The organism is Cupriavidus sp. 05L411 (genome assembly GCF_056398045.1).
This window is the reverse complement of record NZ_JBFTOQ010000024.1, coordinates 56,019-72,882: the sequence shown is the minus strand read 5'-3', so window position 1 is coordinate 72,882 and position 16,864 is coordinate 56,019. Positions and strand designations below refer to the sequence as shown.

Below are 16,864 nucleotides of genomic sequence, written 5' to 3'. Positions count from 1 at the left end.
GCTCAGTGCGCCAGCAGCCGCGCGTCCCGCAGGCAACCCAGCAATACCTCGAACGCCGGCCCTATCTGCTCCTCCGGCACGCACGCATACCCGAGCAACAGCCCCTGCTGCACCGCACCGCCCAGAAAATAACGCGACAGTGGCCGCACCAGGATGCCCCGGCGCCCGGCTTCGTCCGCAATGGCCACATCATCCGCGCCGTCCGGCAGGCAGAGAACCAGGTGCAAGCCGGCATTGCTGCCGTACCGGTGCAGCGCTTCGGGTCCCAGATAGCGCTCGATCAACCCTGCCAGGATGGCGCGGCGGCGGCCGTACAGCAGCCGCATGCGGCGGATATGCGCGGCATAGTCGCCCGCCTGCATGAACTCGGCCACGGTGGCTTGCGTCATCAGGTGGCCGGCGCGGTACAGCTCGGAATGCGCGGTCTGGAAGGCGCCGGCCAGCGCGCGCGGCAAGACCATGTAGCCCATGCGCAGCCCGGGGAACAGCGTCTTGCTGAATGTGCCGATATAGATCACCGGCGCGTCCGGTTCCATGCCTTGCAGCGACGGGATTGGCTGGCCGGAGAAACGGAACTCGCTGTCGTAGTCGTCCTCGACGATCCAGCTGCCCTGGCGCCGGGCGTATTCGAGCAGCGCGCGCCGCCGCGTCAGGCTCATGACGGCGCCGAGCGGATACTGGTGCGATGGCGTGACAAAGATAAAGCGCGGCGGCAGGCCCGCGTCCTTCCCCGCCGGTATCGTCAGCCCCTCCTCATCGACCGGGACCGGCATCATGTGGATGCCGTTCATCTGCAGCAAGCCGCGAATCCCCCAGTAGCTGGGTTCCTCCACCCAGGCGTGCTCGCCGGACATGCCAAGCATCCGGACCAGCAGGTCGATGCCCTGGTGAATGCCTTCGGTGATCAGCACCTGGGCGGCGTCGCATTGCACCGATCGCGCCACCCGCAAGTGCGCCGCCACGGCTTCACGCAAGGCGGGCAAGCCACCGCCATGGCAATAGCTGAGCCGCTCGGGCGGCGGATTGCGCCACAGGCGGGCAGCGATCTGCGCATAGCGCTGGTGCGGGAAACGCGTCACATCCGGCACGCCCGGCATGAAGGCGCCCCACTGCGATGGCGACGCCGAGGCATTGGCCAGCAGTTCCACGCCGCGCGGCGACAAGCCTGGCATGGCCCGGGCCTGCGCGCTGCTGGCCTGGCTGGCCTTGGCATTGAGATAGGCCTCCGGCGCGGTGGCCGCCACGAAGGTGCCGCTGCCGGTACGGGCGTGCACATAGCCCTCGGCCAGCAACTGCTCGTACGCAAACATCACGGTATTTCTCGACATGCCGAGCTCGGATGCAAGGTCACGCGATGGCGGCAGACGGGTCTGGGGCCCCAGGCTGCCATCGAGGATGGCGCCGCGGATGCACTCGTAAAGACTGCGGTTCAACGGTTTCGCAAGGGCTGCGGGACCGTCCGGACCCAGGCGCTGAAGCAGCAGGTCGCCACAGATCGATCTCAATTGGCACCATCAGATATGTGAATGCGGTACTGGATTGTAGTGCCAAAGGAAGTTGAAATGCACTGCATCGTTGCGATCGCGATCGATCGACAGCCAGCGACAACCAGCGACCACCCGCGAAAACCGAGTCCGGCCGGCAAGCGCCGCCCAGGCCATATCAAGCACCACGGAGAGCCCATGAAGAACCTCGAACTGAATCAGCGCCGCGCCCTTGCCACCCCCCGCGGCGTCGGCGTGATGTGCGACTTCTATGCAGACCGCGCGGAAAACGCCACGCTCTGGGATGTGGAAGGCCGCCAGTACACCGACTTTGCCTGCGGCATTGCCGTGCTCAATACCGGTCACCGCCATCCGCGCGTGATGCAGGCAGTGATCGCGCAGCTCGAGCGCTTCACGCATACCGCGTACCAGATCGTGCCCTACGAGAGCTACGTGGCGCTGGCCGAGCGCATCAACGCCCTGGTGCCGATCGATGGCCTGAAGAAGACCGCCCTGTTCACCACCGGCGCCGAGGCCGTGGAAAACGCGGTCAAGATCGCCCGCGCGCATACCGGGCGCCCTGGCGTCATTGCGTTCTCGGGCGGCTTTCATGGCCGCACCCTGCTTGGCATGGCACTGACCGGCAAGGTGGCGCCTTACAAGGTCGGGTTCGGGCCGTTCCCGTCCGACATCTATCACGCGCCATTCCCGTGCGAGCTGCATGGCGTGAGCACCGAGCAATCCATCCAGGCGCTGGAGTCGCTGTTCAAGACGGATATTGACCCGCAGCGCGTGGCGGCCATCATCATCGAGCCGGTCCAGGGTGAAGGCGGCTTCCACCCGGCGCCGGTGGACTTCATGCAAACGCTGCGCGCACTGTGCGACAAGCACGGCATCCTGCTGATCGCCGATGAGGTGCAGACCGGTTTCGGCCGCACCGGCAAGCTCTTTGCCATGTCGCACTACCCGGTGGCGCCCGACCTCATCACCATGGCCAAGAGCCTGGCGGGCGGCATGCCGCTGTCGGCCGTTTGCGGCCGCGCCAGCATCATGGACGCGCCGCTGCCCGGCGGCCTGGGTGGCACCTACGCCGGCAACCCGCTGGCGGTGGCCGCCGCCCACGCGGTGATCGAGACCATCGAGCAAGAGCGCCTTTGCGAGCGCGCCACCACGCTTGGCGAGCAGCTGAAGGCCGCGTTGCAGGAAGCCAGCCAGGCCTGCCCGGGCATCGCCGACATCCGCGGGCTTGGCTCCATGGTCGCGGTGGAGTTCCACGACCCGGCCACCGGGCAGCCCAGCGCTGAACTGGCCAAGCGGGTGCAGCTGCGCGCCATGGAGGCCGGGCTGATCCTGCTGACCTGCGGCACGTATGGCAACACCATCCGCTTCCTCTACCCCCTGACCATCCCGCAAGCCCAGTTCGACGCCGCACTGGTGGTGCTGACGAAGGTGCTGGCCGGCATCGCCGCATAAAGGCAGACACCATGGGAGACACCTTGACATTGCAACGACCCGAGCTGCTGCGCAGCGCCTGCCTGATCGATGGCGAATGGACCGGCGCCGCCAGCGGCGCCGTATTGGTGGTGCACAATCCGGCCACCCACAATGTGGTCGGCACCGTCCCGGGCTGCGGCGCCGCCGAAACCCGGCAAGCCGTGGAGGCCGCCGCGCGCGCGCTGCCGGCCTGGCGCGACCAGACCGGCAAGGCCCGCGCCGCGGTGCTGCGCCGCTGGGCCGACCTGATGCTGGCGCACCAGGAAGACCTGGCGCAACTGATGACCGCCGAGCAGGGCAAGCCGCTGGCCGAAGCACGTGGCGAAGTCGCCTACGCGGCCTCCTTCCTTGAATGGTTCGGCGAAGAAGCCAAGCGCGTGGACGGCGACGTACTGTCCAGCCCGCGCGCCGGCCAGAAGATGCTGGTGCTGCGCCAGCCGGTGGGGGTGTGCGCGGCGATCACGCCGTGGAACTTCCCCGCCGCCATGATCACGCGCAAGGCCGGCCCGGCGCTGGCCGCGGGCTGCACCATGATCGTGAAGCCCGCCGAACAGACCCCGCTGACGGCGCTGGCGCTGGGCGCGCTGGCCGAAGAAGCCGGCGTGCCCCGTGGCGTGCTGCAGGTCGTCACCGGCGACCCGGTCCAGATCGGCGGGGTTTTGTGCGAGAGCCCGGTGGTGCGCAAGCTGAGTTTCACCGGCTCCACCGCCATCGGCAAGCTGCTGATGGCGCAATGCGCCGGCACGGTCAAGAAGCTCTCGCTCGAACTCGGCGGCAATGCGCCGCTGATCGTGTTCGAGGACGCCGATCTCGACCGCGCGGTGGACGGCATCCTGGCTTCGAAATTCCGCAACAGCGGCCAGACCTGCGTCTGCGCCAACCGCATCTACGTGCACGACGCCGTGTACGACGAGGTGGCCAGCCGGCTGGTGCGCGCGGTGAGCGCCCTGCGTCCCGGGCACGGCATCGACAGCGACGTCACGCAAGGGCCGCTGATCGACGCCGACGCCGTCGCCAAGGTGGAAAGCCATATCGCCGATGCGCTCGCCCATGGCGCACGGGTGCTGACCGGTGGCAAGCGCCATGCGCTTGGCGGCACCTTCTTCGAGCCCACGGTGGTGGCTGACGTCACCGCTGCCATGCGCGTCGCGCGCGAGGAAACGTTCGGCCCGTTGGCGCCGTTGTTCCGCTTCAAGGACGACCAGGAAGCCATCGCCATGGCCAACGACACCGAGTCCGGTCTTGCCGCTTACTTCTTCTCCAAAGACATGGCCCGTGTGTGGCGCGTGGCCGAGGCGCTGGAGTACGGCATGGTCGGCATCAATACGGGGCCGATCTCCAATGAGGTGGCACCGTTCGGCGGCGTCAAGCAATCCGGCCTCGGCCGCGAAGGCTCCAGCTACGGCATCGACGAGTACCTGGAGATGAAATACCTCTGCCTGGAACTCGGCTGATCTACGGGCGCAAGCAGCACACAGGCCTGCATGGACCGCCCGGGAGGCGGTCCCATCAACTAATCCTGATTGGCTCTTATTTACGCACCGGATGTTCCTTATGCTAGCTAAACCCAATGAGCCGGACCTATTAACGCCATCAGGTCTTTCATTGCGTTAGCCATTCAACGAGGAGAAGGAAATGTCGAATACCGGTAGCGCCCTGCGTGAAGTCGATAGCCTGTTGGTGCCTGCCACCAATGCCACCAATGCCCCCGGCACGCCGGCCGCGGATGCGCCGGGCAAGGTGCAGGAACGCCTGAAGAAGGCAAGGAAGAAAATCGCCGATGTGCAATACGTGGTCGCGGAAAAGAGCCGCCACACGGCGCGCGTTGCGGACGACTATGTGCATGAAAGCCCGTGGACGGCCATCGGCGTGGCTGCCGCTGTCGGCGTGCTGATCGGCTGGCTGATCGACCGACGATAGATCCCCCGGCCAATCGCCAACGTATCCGCCCGGGCCGCCAACCACCGCGGCCCGGGCCCCCGCCTTACAGCATCCCGCAGTCGCTCGATTCCGCGGCCTTGCCCATCAGCATCAATTGCGGATCCCGCACGTGGCTGATAAAGGACCACAGCTCATCGACCAGCGGCTTCGGGCTGGCCGCCGAGCGGTACAGGCGGATATCCAGGCTGGTTGCCCACGAGGCCGGCCCCGCCACCACCAGCTTGCCCTCTTTCATCTCGTCGCTGACGCAGCTCTCCGGCAACCAGCCCACCCCGTGCCCGGCCACGACCATGGCCTTCAGGGCCTCCGACATATGGGTCTCGAAGCAGCGCTGCAGCCCATAGGGCTCCGGTGCATTGAGCAGGATCATCTCCACCACGTTGCCAAGGAACGCCCCGGATGAATAGGCCATGAAGGGCAAGGGATTGGCGCTCGTGCCCGGCAGCCGGAAGATCGGCTGCCCTTGCTTGTCCGGCGCAGAGAACGGCAGGATCCGCTCGACGCCCAGCATCAGGAACGGGAAGCCGTTCGGGTCAAGCAGGATCGGTAGTTGCTGATGGTGGTAGCCCAACAGGATGTCGCAATCGTCATCCACCAGTTGCTGCACGCCCTCCGGCACGTTCACCGCATGTACGCAGGCGCTCAACGAGCCGAAGCGCTCGTGCAGGTACTTGAGCCAGGATGGGAAGAAGGTAAAGACCAGGGTGTGCGCCACCGAGAAGCGGATGACCTTGTCGCTCTCGGCAAGGGGCTGGCGGCTGCTCAGCAGCGCGCGTGCGGCATAAGCGTCACGTAACAGGTCGGCGGCCAGCCGGCGGAACAGCCAGCCTGCCGTAGTCAGCGTTGCCGGATGCACGCTGCGGTCAACCAGGCTGACGCCAAGCCACTCCTCAAGGGCCATGATGCGCCGGCTGAATGCCGACTGGGTGATATGCCGGTCGGCTGCCGCGCGCGAAAAACTGCGCGTTTCAGCCAAGCACAGGAAGTCTTCAAGCCACTTGGTTTCCATAATGGAATGTACTCAACATCAGGGGGGGACGCGCTGTCTATGGCACATCATACGGCAGCGCGGCGCTGCACAAATCGGTGGAAGCCCGATAGCGCCATGCAAATTTTGCGCCACATTATTCCGAAATTGCAACCTCCCTCCCCGGCCTCACGCGGACAAGCGCAAGGCGCCGAGTACTCGACTGATGCCCGCTTTGTACTCGACTGGTGCTCGCTCAGTACTTCCAGAAGATCTTCTGCAGTTCCTTGGTGTCGTTGGTCTTGGTCAGTGCCAGCGCCATCAGGATGCGGGCCTTCTGCGGCAGCTGGTCGTCGGTCACCAGCCAGTCGTACTTGTCGTCCGGCTGCTCGGCGTTGCGGACCACCACGCCGCTGCCGGTGCGCGAGGCACGCACGATCTGCACGCCCTTGGCGCGGGCGGCCTTGAGCGGCTCGACCATGTAGTCGCCCACGCTGCCATTGCCGGTGGCSGCGTAGACGATGGCCTTGGCGCCGTTCTTCACCGCGGCATCGATGCTGGCCGGATTGACGTTGCCGTAGGCATACACCACGGCCACTTCAGGCAGCTTGTCGATCTTGTCGATGTCCCATTSGGTYTGCATSGTRTGCGGGCGGGCCGGSAKGCGRTAGTACAGCGTGCGGCCTTCCACCACGTAGCCCAGCGGGCCGAACGGCGAGCGGAAGGTCTCGATCTTGAAGGTGTTGGACTTGGTGACGTCGCGCCCGGTGTGGATCTCGTCGTTCAGCACCGCCAGCGTGCCCTTGCCTCTGGACTCCGGGCTGGACGCCACCAGCACCGCGTCGTACAGGTTGAGCGCGCCGTCCGCGCCCAGCGCCGTGCCCGGACGCATCGATCCCACCACCACGACCGGCTTGTCGCTCTTGAGCGTGAGGTTGAGGAAGTAGGTGGTTTCCTCGATCGTGTCGGTGCCGTGGGTGATCACGATGCCGTCCACGTCCGGCTGCTTGAGCAGCTCCGAGACGCGCTTGCCAAGCTTGAGCAGGCGCTCGTTGTTGAAGCTCTCCGAGCCGATCTGGAAGACCTGCTCGCCCTTGACGTTGGCGATCTTGGAGATCTCCGGCACCGAGGCGATGATCTTGTCCACCGGCACCACGGCCGACTGGTAGGCGGCGGTATTGGTGGCGGCAGCGCCCGCGCCGGCAATGGTGCCGCCGGTGCCGATGATCACGATATTGGCCTTGCGGGCTTCGCTGGCCTGTGTCGGCGCGCCGGCGGCAGGGGCGGAGGGCGCAAGCTGGGCATGGGCAACGCCGGTGGTCAGGCTGGCGGCAAGCAGCAAGGCGCTGAGGGTATTAAGACGTGCAAAACGCTTCATGGTGTTCTCCATGCGTTGGATATCAGGCGCTGGGTAAGTGCCCGCCAAATGGTGATGACAGGTGATGACAGGTGATGAGCCGGCGATGATACGGCAACCAAAAAGCGCCCGTATCCGTATAAGCCCTGATAGGGCGATGCAAAATTCGCGGCGAAGTATGCGGAAAAATCATCACCCCGCGAGGCCTGCGCCCGCCGCGCTCCAGCCGCTCCTGGCGCCTTGCCGATAGCGCGGTGCCGCATGAGTATTTCGCGCCGCGCCATGAGAAATTCGCATTATGGTCGCTACCTGCCGGTGGATTACCTAGAGTCAACTCCTCCCTGATGACTATTTGCGAGGAGCAATGCAATGACCGCTGGAACCTTTAGAACCGAACATGACCTCCTGGGCGATCGCGAGGTCCCGGCCGATGTCTACTATGGTGTGCACACCCTGCGCGCGGTAGAGAACTTTCCGATCACCGGCACCCCCATCTCCATCTACCCCGAGCTCATCAAGGCCCTGGCTTACATCAAGCAGGCCGCCGCGCTGGCCAACCACGAACTGGGCCTGCTCGACGAGCCCCGCTGCGACGCCATCGTCGCCGCCTGCGCGGAACTGCTTGGCGGCAAGCTGCACGATCAGTTTGTCGTCGACGTGATCCAGGGCGGCGCCGGCACCTCGACCAACATGAACGCCAACGAGGTCATCGCCAACCGCGCGCTCGAGCTGATGGGGCACAACAAGGGCGAGTACCAGTACCTGCACCCGAACGAGCAGGTCAACATTGGCCAGAGCACCAACGACGTCTACCCGTCCGCCCTCAAGATCGCCACCTGGTTCGGCATCCTGGGGCTGGTGGATGCCATGGGCGTGCTGCGGCGCGCCTTCGAGCGCAAGGCCGAAGAGTTCAGGCATGTCCTGAAAATGGGCCGCACCCAGTTGCAGGACGCCGTGCCGATGACGCTGGGCCAGGAGTTCAGCACCTACGCCGTGATGCTCGGCGAGGACGAGGAGCGCCTGCGCGAAGCCGCCCTGCTGATCTGCGAGATCAACATGGGCGCCACCGCCATCGGCACCGGCATTACCGCGCACCCGGACTACGCGCCGCTGATCCTCAAGCGGCTCAAGGAGATCACCGGCATTCCGCTGATGACCGCGCCGAACCTGATCGAGGCCACGCAGGATTGCGGCGCCTTTGTGCAGCTCTCCGGCGTGCTCAAGCGCGTGGCGGTCAAGCTCTCCAAGACCTGCAACGACCTGCGGCTGCTGTCCAGCGGCCCGCGCGCCGGGCTGGGCGAGATCAACCTGCCGGCCATGCAGGCGGGGTCCAGCATCATGCCCGGCAAGGTGAACCCGGTCATCCCGGAGGTGGTCAACCAGATCGCGTTCGAGGTCATCGGCAACGACATCACGGTCAGCTTCGCGGCCGAAGCCGGCCAGCTGCAACTCAATGCCTTCGAGCCGATCATCGCGCACAGCCTGTTCAAGAGCGTGAGCCATCTGCGCAACGGCTGCCTGACGCTGGCCGAGCGCTGCGTCAACGGCATCACCGCCAACGAAGAGCGCCTGCGGGCCACGGTCGAGAACTCCATCGGCATCGTGACGGCCCTGAACCCGTACATCGGCTATGCCAACGCCACCGCCGTGGCGCAAGAGGCTCATGCCACCGGCGGCAGCGTGTACGAGATCGTGCTGCAAAAGGGCTTGCTGACCCGGGAGGAACTGGACCAGATCCTGCGCCCGGAAGTGCTGACGCAGCCAACCCCGCTGAGCCTGGCGCCCCGCGCACGCTGATCCGGGGGGCAAGGCGCGTCCGGCGCAAAGCACGGCCCGCCGGCCCCGCCCTGCCCCGATACCGACGGTCAGACCAGGATCTGGCCGCAACCCCTGGAGACAACGCATCATGAAGGCAAACAAGCTCACAACCCGGATCATGATTGCCATGGTCCTGGGCATCGTCACCGGCTACCTCTGCAACCGCTTCGTGCCCGATGCGGCAATGGCCAAGGAGATCGCCGGCTACTTCTCCATCGTCACCGACGTCTTCCTGCGGCTGATCAAGATGATCATCGCGCCGCTGGTGTTCGGCACGCTGGTGGCAGGCATCGCCGGCATGAAAGACGCCAGCGCCGTGGGACGCATCGGCATCAAGGCGCTCGGCTGGTTCATCACCGCGTCGCTGATATCGCTGCTGCTCGGCATGTTCTTCGTGGACCTGCTGCAACCCGGGCATGCACTGAACCTGCCACTACCCGAAATCGGCACGGCCACCAACCTCAAGACCTCCACGCTGAACCTGAAGGACTTCATCACGCACGTCTTCCCCAAGAGCGTGTTCGAGGCGATGGCGCAGAACGAGATCCTGCAGATCCTGGTGTTCTCGCTGTTCTTTGGCTTTGCCATTGCGTCGTTCAAGGGCAAGGTGGGCCATCACCTGGTGGCGTCGATCGAGGAACTGGTGGCGATCATGCTGCGCGTCACCGACTTTGTGATGCGCTTCGCGCCGCTCGGCGTGTTTGCCGCCGTAGCCGCCGCCATCACGGTGCAGGGCATTGGCGTGCTGTTTACCTACGGCAAGTTCATCGGCGGCTTCTACCTGGGCTTGCTGGTGCTGTGGCTGGTGCTGACCGCGGCGGGCTACCTGTTCCTGGGTGGGCGGGTGTTCACGCTGCTCAAGCTGATCCGCGAACCGACGATCCTGGCGTTCTCCACCGCCAGCAGCGAGGCGGCCTACCCCAAGACCATGGAGCAGATGGAGAAGTTCGGGGTGCCCAACAAGGTGACCGGCTTCGTGCTGCCGCTGGGCTACTCGTTCAACCTCGACGGCTCGATGATGTACCAGGCATTTGCCGCGCTGTTCATCGCCCAGGCCTACAACATCGAGATGAGCCTGACCCAGCAGATCACCATGCTGCTGGTGCTGATGGTCACCAGCAAAGGCATCGCCGGTGTGCCCCGTGCCTCCATCGTGGTAGTGGCGGCAACCCTGCCGATGTTCAACCTGCCGGAAGCTGGCCTGCTGCTGATCCTGGGCATCGACCAGTTCCTCGACATGGGCCGCACCGCCACCAACGTCATCGGCAACAGCATCGCCACGGCCGTCGTTGCCAAATGGGAAGGCGAGCTTGGCGCCACGCAGGACCCCGATACCGTGGCTGCCCTGGAGGCCGAGGACATTGCGCAAGCGCCGTCGCAACAACCCCGGGCCGGCTAGGCGCGGGTATTCCCTGACGGCCTCGCATGAAAACTCATAACGATCACCCCGCCTGAATATGGATTCCCGACCGGGCAGCCGGCCGGCCAGGGCGGGTTTCCTTTCCAATCAATGACTTGCACAACCCGCATGACTGCGTTTGCAGTGGCATGTCTCTTGCTGAACAGATCTGCCACTGCAGCACCCGACACAACCAAAACAGAACACGTGGAGACACTATGAGCGCACGAGAAGCGGGCGATCTCGATCCTATCGAGACCGCGGAATGGCTGGAGTCCTTGCAAGCGGTAACGCAACATCGCGGAGCCGAACGCGCAAACCAGCTGGTCAATACGCTGGTGGACGAGGCGCGGCGCGATGGCCTCTATGTGCCGCGCTCCCTGACCACGGGCTACCGCAACACCATCGCCCCCAAGGACGAAGCGCAATCGACCGGCGACCGCGCCATCGAGCATCGCCTGCGCTCGATCATCCGCTGGAACGCCATGGCGATCATCCTGCGCGCCAACAAGGAATCGTCGGAGCTGGGTGGCCACATCGCCAGCTTCCAGTCGGCGGCCACGCTCTACGACATCGGCTTTGGCCACTTCTGGCACGCACCCACCGACACCCACGGCGGCGACCTGCTCTACATCCAGGGCCACAGCGCGCCGGGTATCTATGCCCGCGCCTTTGTCGAAGGGCGGCTCACCGAGCAGCAGTTGCTGGGCTACCGGCAAGAGACCGGGGGCACCGGGCTGTCCTCCTACCCGCACCCCTGGCTGATGCCGGACTTCTGGCAATTCCCCACCGTATCGATGGGCCTGGGGCCGCTGATGTCGATCTACCAGGCGCGCTTCCTCAAGTACCTGCAAGGCCGTGGCCTGGCGGACACGGCGGCGCGCAAGGTCTGGGCCTTCATGGGCGACGGCGAGATGGACGAGCCCGAATCGCTGGGCGCGATCTCGCTGGCCGGCCGCGAGCGGCTGGACAACCTGATCTTCGTCATCAACTGCAACCTGCAGCGGCTGGACGGCCCGGTGCGGGGCAACGGCAAGATCATCCAGGAGCTCGAATCGGTCTTCCGTGGCGCCGGCTGGAACGTGATCAAGGTGGTCTGGGGCGGCGGCTGGGACAAGCTGCTGGCCAAGGACAAGAGCGGCCTGCTGCTAAAGCGCATGGAGGAATGCGTCGACGGCGAGTACCAGGATTTCAAGAGCAAGAGCGGCGCTTATGTGCGCGAGCACTTCTTTGGCAAGTACGAGGAACTCAAGGCGCTGGTCGCCGACATGAGCGATGACGAGATCTGGGGCCTCACGCGCGGCGGCCACGATCCCGAGAAGGTGTTTGCCGCCTACGCGGCGGCCGTGAAGCATACCGGCGAGCCGACGCTGATCCTGGCCAAGACGGTCAAGGGCTATGGCATGGGCGAATCCGGCGAAGGCCAGATGATCGCCCACCAGGCCAAGAAGATGACGCAGGACGCCCTGCGCGGCTTCCGCGACCGCTTCCAGATTCCGGTCAGCGACGAGCAACTGGCCGACGTGCCCTTTATCAAGCCGGCCGAGGACAGCCCGGAGATGCAGTACCTGCGCGCCCGGCGCGCGGCGCTGGGCGGCTACCTCCCGGCACGCCGCAGCAAGTCGACCTCGCTGGAGATCCCGCCGCTGTCCAACTTCCAGCGCCTGCTGGACAGCACCGGCGAGCGCGAGATCTCCACCACCATGGCCTTCGTGCAGATGCTGGGCACGCTGGTCAGGGACAAGGCCATTGGCAAGCACGTGGTGCCCATCGTGCCCGACGAATCGCGCACCTTCGGCATGGAAGGCATGTTCCGCCAGCTGGGCATCTATTCGTCGGTCGGCCAGCTCTACAAGCCGCAGGATGCCGACCAGCTGATGTACTACCGCGAGTCCAAGGACGGCCAGGTGCTGCAGGAAGGGATCAACGAGGGTGGCGCGATGTCCAGCTGGATCGTGGCCGCGACCTCGTACAGCACGAGCAACGTGCCGATGATCCCGTTCTACATCTACTACTCGATGTTCGGGCTGCAGCGGGTGGGCGACCTGGCGTGGCTGGCGGGCGATATCCGCGCGCGCGGCTTCTTGCTGGGCGGCACCGCCGGGCGCACCACGCTCAACGGGGAAGGCTTGCAGCACGAGGACGGCCATAGCCACATCATCGCCGGCACCATCCCGAACTGTGTCTCCTACGACCCCACCTTCGCCTATGAAGTGGTGACCATCGTGTGCGAGGGCATGCGCCGCATGTACGAGCAGCAGGAGGATGTGTACTACTACATCACCCTGATGAACGAGAACTACACGCACCCGGGGCTGGCCGAAGCGGGCGCCGGCGCCAGCACCGAGGAAGGCATTCTCAAGGGCCTGTACCTGCTCAAGGACGGTGGCAAGGCCGGCAAGGGCGGGCTGCGCGTGCAACTGATGGGCAGCGGCACCATCCTGCGCGAGGTGATCGCGGCGGCCGAGCTGCTGAAGGCAGACTTCAACGTCACCGCCGACATCTGGAGCGCTCCCAGCTACAACGAACTGCGCCGCGACGGCATGGCCGCGGAGCGCTGGAACCTGCTGCACCCCAGCGAGCCGCGCCGCAAGAGCTGGGTCGAGGCGAGCCTGGCAGGCCATGACGGCCCGGTGATCGCCTCCACCGACTACATGCGCAACTACGCCGACCAGGTGCGCGAGTACGTGCACGCCGCCGGGCGCCGCTACGTGGTGCTCGGCACCGATGGCTTTGGCCGCAGCGACTACCGCGCCAAGCTGCGCAGCTTCTTCGAGGTGGACCGCTACCACGTGGCCGTGGCCGCGCTCAAGGCGCTGTGCGATGACGGCGCGATCAAGCCCGCGGTGGTGGCCGAGGCCATTGCCAGGTACGGGGTGGATAGCGAGCGCGCGGCGCCGTGGACGGTCTGACAGGCGAAGGAATAAAGACAATGAACCAAGCCATTGAAATCAAGGTGCCCGACATCGGGGACTTCAAGGACGTGCCGGTGATCGAGCTGTTCGTCAAGGTGGGAGACCTGGTCAAGGCCGAGGACCCGCTCGTCTCGCTGGAGTCGGACAAGGCCACCATGGAAGTGCCCGCGCCGCACGGCGGCGTGGTCAAGCAGATCCACGTCAAGCTGGGCGATGCCGTCAGCGAAGGCAGCGTGCTGATGCAGTTCGAGGGCAATGGGGCCGGCACTGCCGCCGCCGCGCCGGCGCAAGCCACCAAGCCCAGCGTGAGCGCGCCGCCCTCCCCGGTCAGCGCGCCCGCCGGGCTGGCCGAAGTGCGCATTCCCGATATCGGCGACTTCAAGGACATCCCGGTGATCGAGATCTTCGTCAAGGTCGGCGATACCGTGAAGGCGGAAGACGCGCTGCTGTCGCTGGAGTCCGACAAGGCCACCATGGACGTGCCGGCGCCGCTGGGCGGCGTGGTGCGGGAGATCCGCGTCAAGGTGGGCGACACCGTCAGCGAAGGCAGCATCATCATGGCGCTGGCCACCGGCGATGCGCCGGCGGCGACAGCGACGACAGCGACGACAGCGGCGACGGCAGCGACGGCGCCGGGCGCCGCGCCCGCCGTGGCAGCCGCGCTTGCTGCCACCGCCACCGCCGCATCCGGTGGCGTCGACGAAACCGCTTTTGCCCTTGCCTACGCCAGCCCGGCAGTGCGCAAGCTCGCCCGGGAGACCGGCGTGGACCTGGGCAAGGTGCGCGGCAGCGGCGAGCATGGCCGCATCCTGCGCGCCGACGTAGAGGCGTTCGCCCGCCCGGGCGGCGCCGTGGCGCCCGCCGCCAGGCCCGCCGCCGCGCCTGCGGGTGGCGGCGCCGGCCTGGACCTGCTGCCGTGGCCCAAGGTCGACTTCGCCAAGTTCGGCCCGGTCGAGCGCAAGGAACTGAGCCGCATCAAGAAGATCTCGGGCGCCAACCTGCACCGCAACTGGGTGGTGATCCCACACGTCACCACGCACGACGAAGCCGATATCACCGACCTCGAGCAATTCCGCGTGCAGATGAACAAGGAGCTGGAGAAGAGCGGCGTCAAGATCAGCATGCTGCCCTTCATGATGAAGGCGGCCGTGGCCACGCTCAAGGCATTCCCCGAGTTCAACGCGAGCCTGGACGGCGACACCCTGGTGCTCAAGCAGTACTACCACATCGGCTTTGCGGCTGACACACCCAACGGCCTGATGGTGCCGGTGATCCGCGACGTCGACAAGAAGAGCGTCCCCGATATCGCGCGGGAGATGGGCGAGCTGGCCAAGCTGGCGCGCGAGGGCAAGCTCAAGCCCGACCAGATGTCGGGCGGCACCTTCACCATCAGCTCGCTCGGCGGCATCGGCGGCATCAACTTCACCCCCATCATCAACGCGCCCGAGGTCGCGATCATGGGCGTATGCAAGAGCTTCTGGAAGCAGCACTCCAGCGACGGCAAGAACTGGGCTTCGCGCCTGACGCTGCCGCTGTCGTTGTCATGGGACCACCGTGTCATCGACGGCGCCGCGGCTGCCCGCTTCAATGTCCATTTTGCCAACCTGCTCGCCGATCTGCGGCGTGTGCTGTTCTGAGGGGCGCGCTGCAATGACTCAACGTGTCGAAGTCAAAGTGCCGGATATCGGCGATTTCAAGGATGTCACGGTGATCGAGGTCATGGTCAAGCCCGGCGAGACCATCGCCGTGGATACCAGCCTGATCGCGGTCGAATCCGACAAGGCCTCGATGGAGATCCCATCCACCCACGCTGGCGTGGTCAAGGAGATTGCCGTCAAGGTCAACGATAAGGTGAGCGAGGGATCGGTGATCCTGGTGGTGGAGGCTGCCGAGGCCGCCGCAACCGTTGCCGCGCCCGCCGCGCCAACGCCTGCGGCCCCAACGGCGCCGCCCAAGCCAGCGCCAGCCGCCGCGCCCGTCCCCAACGCTGCCAGCTACACCGGCAAGGCGGACATGGAATGCGAAATGCTGGTGCTGGGCGCCGGCCCCGGTGGCTACTCCGCCGCGTTCCGCAGCGCCGACCTGGGCATGAAGACTGTCCTGGTGGAGCGCTACGACACGCTTGGCGGTGTCTGCCTCAACGTGGGCTGCATCCCCTCCAAGGCGTTGCTGCACACCGCATCGGTCATGGATGAAGTGGCGACCCTGCCGGACCACGGCATCCGCTACGGCGCGCCCGAGATCGACCTGGACAAGCTGCGCGGCTTCAAGGACAGCGTCATCAAGAAGCTGACCGGCGGCCTGGCCGGCATGGCCAAGGCACGCAAGGTCGAGGTGGTGACCGGCGTCGGCAGCTTCCTCGATCCGTATCACCTGGAAGTGGTGGCGGCCGATGGCGGCAAGCGCGTGATCAAGTTCGCCAAGGCCATCATCGCCGCGGGCAGCCAGGCGGTGAAGCTGCCGTTCATGCCCGACGACGAGCGCGTGGTCGATTCCACCGGCGCGCTGCTGCTCAAGTCGATCCCCAAGCGCATGCTGGTGGTGGGCGGCGGCATCATCGGGCTGGAGATGGCCACGGTCTACTCCACGCTGGGCACGCGCATCGACGTGGTGGAGATGCTGGATGGCCTGATGCAAGGCGCGGACCGCGACCTGGTCAAGGTGTGGGAGAAGAAGAACGCGCACCGCTTCGACCACGTCATGCTCAAGACCAAGACGGTGGGGGCCAAGGCCACCGCGGCGGGCATCGAGGTCAGCTTCGAGGGCAAGGAGGCACCCGCACCGCAGGTCTACGACGCGGTGCTGGTGGCAGTGGGCCGCAGCCCCAACGGCAAGTCCATCGGCGCGGACAAAGCCGGCGTGGCCGTCACCGAGCGCGGCTTCATCGAGGTCGACAAGCAGATGCGGACCAACGTCGGGCATATCCATGCGATCGGCGACATCGTCGGCCAGCCGATGCTGGCGCACAAAGCGGTACATGAAGCGCATGTGGCCGCCGAGGCCGCGCACGGCGAGCCCGCCTTCTTCGACGCGCGGCAGATCCCGTCGGTTGCCTACACCGATCCCGAGGTGGCCTGGGCCGGCAAGACCGAAGACCAGTGCAAGGCAGAGGGCATCAAGTTCGGCAAGGCCGTGTTCCCGTGGGCCGCTTCGGGCCGGGCCATCGCCAACGGCCGCGACGAAGGCTTCACCAAGCTGCTCGTCGACGAAGCCACCCATCGCGTGATTGGCGGTGGCATCGTCGGCACGCATGCCGGCGACCTGATCAGCGAGATCTGCCTGGCCGTGGAGATGGGCTGCGAACCCGCCGATATCGGCAAGACCATCCACCCGCATCCGACGCTGGGCGAATCCATCGGGATGGCGGCCGAGGTGTTTGAAGGGCATTGCACCGATTTGCCGCCTGTGAAGAAGAAATAAGAAGAAGAAATAAGCGACAGGCGCACGGCGCGGCAATTGCGCCGTGCGCTACGTCCAAGAGATCACAAG

At 65.8% G+C, this 16,864-nt stretch carries 11 protein-coding genes; 8 read left to right on the top strand and 3 right to left on the bottom strand.

Annotation, left to right across the window (positions count from 1 at the left end; genetic code table 11):
* Positions 1-2 precede the first annotated feature (2 nt).
* Positions 3-1,505 (bottom strand): MocR-like pyridoxine biosynthesis transcription factor PdxR, encoded by a 1,503-nt coding sequence (gene pdxR, locus AC1DQR_RS25120; protein ID WP_477133993.1) that lies wholly within the window; start codon positions 1,503-1,505, stop codon positions 3-5.
* Positions 1,506-1,682: 177 nt separating this feature from the next.
* Here pdxR and AC1DQR_RS25115 point away from each other — a divergent pair, with 177 nt between their 5' ends.
* From AC1DQR_RS25115 to AC1DQR_RS25105, 3 genes are all read left to right on the top strand, one after another.
* A complete protein-coding gene (locus AC1DQR_RS25115) occupies positions 1,683-2,957 on the top strand; it encodes a 4-aminobutyrate--2-oxoglutarate transaminase (protein WP_416051937.1) in 1,275 nt (424 codons plus the stop codon).
* A gap of 11 nt (positions 2,958-2,968) precedes the next feature.
* The gene (locus tag AC1DQR_RS25110) at positions 2,969-4,432 is read left to right on the top strand and encodes an NAD-dependent succinate-semialdehyde dehydrogenase (RefSeq protein WP_477133992.1); all 1,464 of its coding nucleotides are present in this window, start codon (positions 2,969-2,971) and stop codon (positions 4,430-4,432) included.
* A 181-nt stretch (positions 4,433-4,613) separates the two neighbouring features.
* Positions 4,614-4,898: an ElaB/YgaM/YqjD family protein gene (locus AC1DQR_RS25105; protein ID WP_477133991.1), complete on the top strand. Its 285-nt coding sequence runs from the start codon at positions 4,614-4,616 to the stop codon at positions 4,896-4,898.
* Between the two features lie 64 nt (positions 4,899-4,962).
* On the opposite strand, the gene AC1DQR_RS25100 is transcribed toward AC1DQR_RS25105, so the two are convergent.
* Both AC1DQR_RS25100 and AC1DQR_RS25095 read right to left on the bottom strand, forming a co-directional pair.
* The gene (locus AC1DQR_RS25100) at positions 4,963-5,928 is read right to left on the bottom strand and encodes a LysR substrate-binding domain-containing protein (RefSeq protein WP_174425359.1); all 966 of its coding nucleotides are present in this window, start codon (positions 5,926-5,928) and stop codon (positions 4,963-4,965) included.
* 214 nt (positions 5,929-6,142) lie between these two features.
* Entirely contained in the window at positions 6,143-7,264 is a 1,122-nt protein-coding gene (locus tag AC1DQR_RS25095) for an asparaginase (protein WP_477133990.1), read from the bottom strand.
* A 348-nt stretch (positions 7,265-7,612) separates the two neighbouring features.
* On the opposite strand from AC1DQR_RS25095, the gene aspA reads away from it, so the two are divergent.
* The 5 genes from aspA to lpdA all read left to right on the top strand — a co-directional run bounded on the left by aspA (position 7,613) and on the right by lpdA (position 16,795).
* Positions 7,613-9,040, top strand: coding sequence for an aspartate ammonia-lyase (gene aspA, locus AC1DQR_RS25090; RefSeq protein ID WP_416051934.1), 1,428 nt, complete (start codon positions 7,613-7,615; stop codon positions 9,038-9,040).
* 109 nt (positions 9,041-9,149) lie between these two features.
* Positions 9,150-10,460 (top strand): dicarboxylate/amino acid:cation symporter, encoded by a 1,311-nt coding sequence (locus AC1DQR_RS25085; RefSeq protein WP_416051933.1) that lies wholly within the window; start codon positions 9,150-9,152, stop codon positions 10,458-10,460.
* Between the two features lie 218 nt (positions 10,461-10,678).
* Positions 10,679-13,372: a pyruvate dehydrogenase (acetyl-transferring), homodimeric type gene (gene aceE, locus AC1DQR_RS25080; protein WP_477133989.1), complete on the top strand. Its 2,694-nt coding sequence runs from the start codon at positions 10,679-10,681 to the stop codon at positions 13,370-13,372.
* 20 nt (positions 13,373-13,392) lie between these two features.
* Positions 13,393-15,012, top strand: a complete 1,620-nt coding sequence (gene aceF, locus AC1DQR_RS25075) for a dihydrolipoyllysine-residue acetyltransferase (protein WP_477133988.1) — start codon at positions 13,393-13,395, stop codon at positions 15,010-15,012.
* 13 nt (positions 15,013-15,025) lie between these two features.
* Positions 15,026-16,795, top strand: coding sequence for a dihydrolipoyl dehydrogenase (gene lpdA / locus AC1DQR_RS25070; protein ID WP_416051930.1), 1,770 nt, complete (start codon positions 15,026-15,028; stop codon positions 16,793-16,795).
* Positions 16,796-16,864: the final 69 nt, after the last annotated feature.

Bases quoted from the DNA above. Each gene is read 5' to 3' on its own strand.
- AC1DQR_RS25115 (WP_416051937.1), top strand. From the start codon at position 1,683: ATGAAGAACCTCGAACTGAATCAGCGCCGCGCCCTTGCCACCCCCCGC.
- AC1DQR_RS25110 (WP_477133992.1), top strand. From the start codon at position 2,969: ATGGGAGACACCTTGACATTGCAACGACCCGAGCTGCTGCGCAGCGCC.
- AC1DQR_RS25105 (WP_477133991.1), top strand. From the start codon at position 4,614: ATGTCGAATACCGGTAGCGCCCTGCGTGAAGTCGATAGCCTGTTGGTG.
- AC1DQR_RS25100 (WP_174425359.1), bottom strand. From the start codon at position 5,928: ATGGAAACCAAGTGGCTTGAAGACTTCCTGTGCTTGGCTGAAACGCGC.
- aspA (WP_416051934.1), top strand. From the start codon at position 7,613: ATGACCGCTGGAACCTTTAGAACCGAACATGACCTCCTGGGCGATCGC.
- AC1DQR_RS25085 (WP_416051933.1), top strand. From the start codon at position 9,150: ATGAAGGCAAACAAGCTCACAACCCGGATCATGATTGCCATGGTCCTG.
- aceE (WP_477133989.1), top strand. From the start codon at position 10,679: ATGAGCGCACGAGAAGCGGGCGATCTCGATCCTATCGAGACCGCGGAA.
- aceF (WP_477133988.1), top strand. From the start codon at position 13,393: ATGAACCAAGCCATTGAAATCAAGGTGCCCGACATCGGGGACTTCAAG.
- lpdA (WP_416051930.1), top strand. From the start codon at position 15,026: ATGACTCAACGTGTCGAAGTCAAAGTGCCGGATATCGGCGATTTCAAG.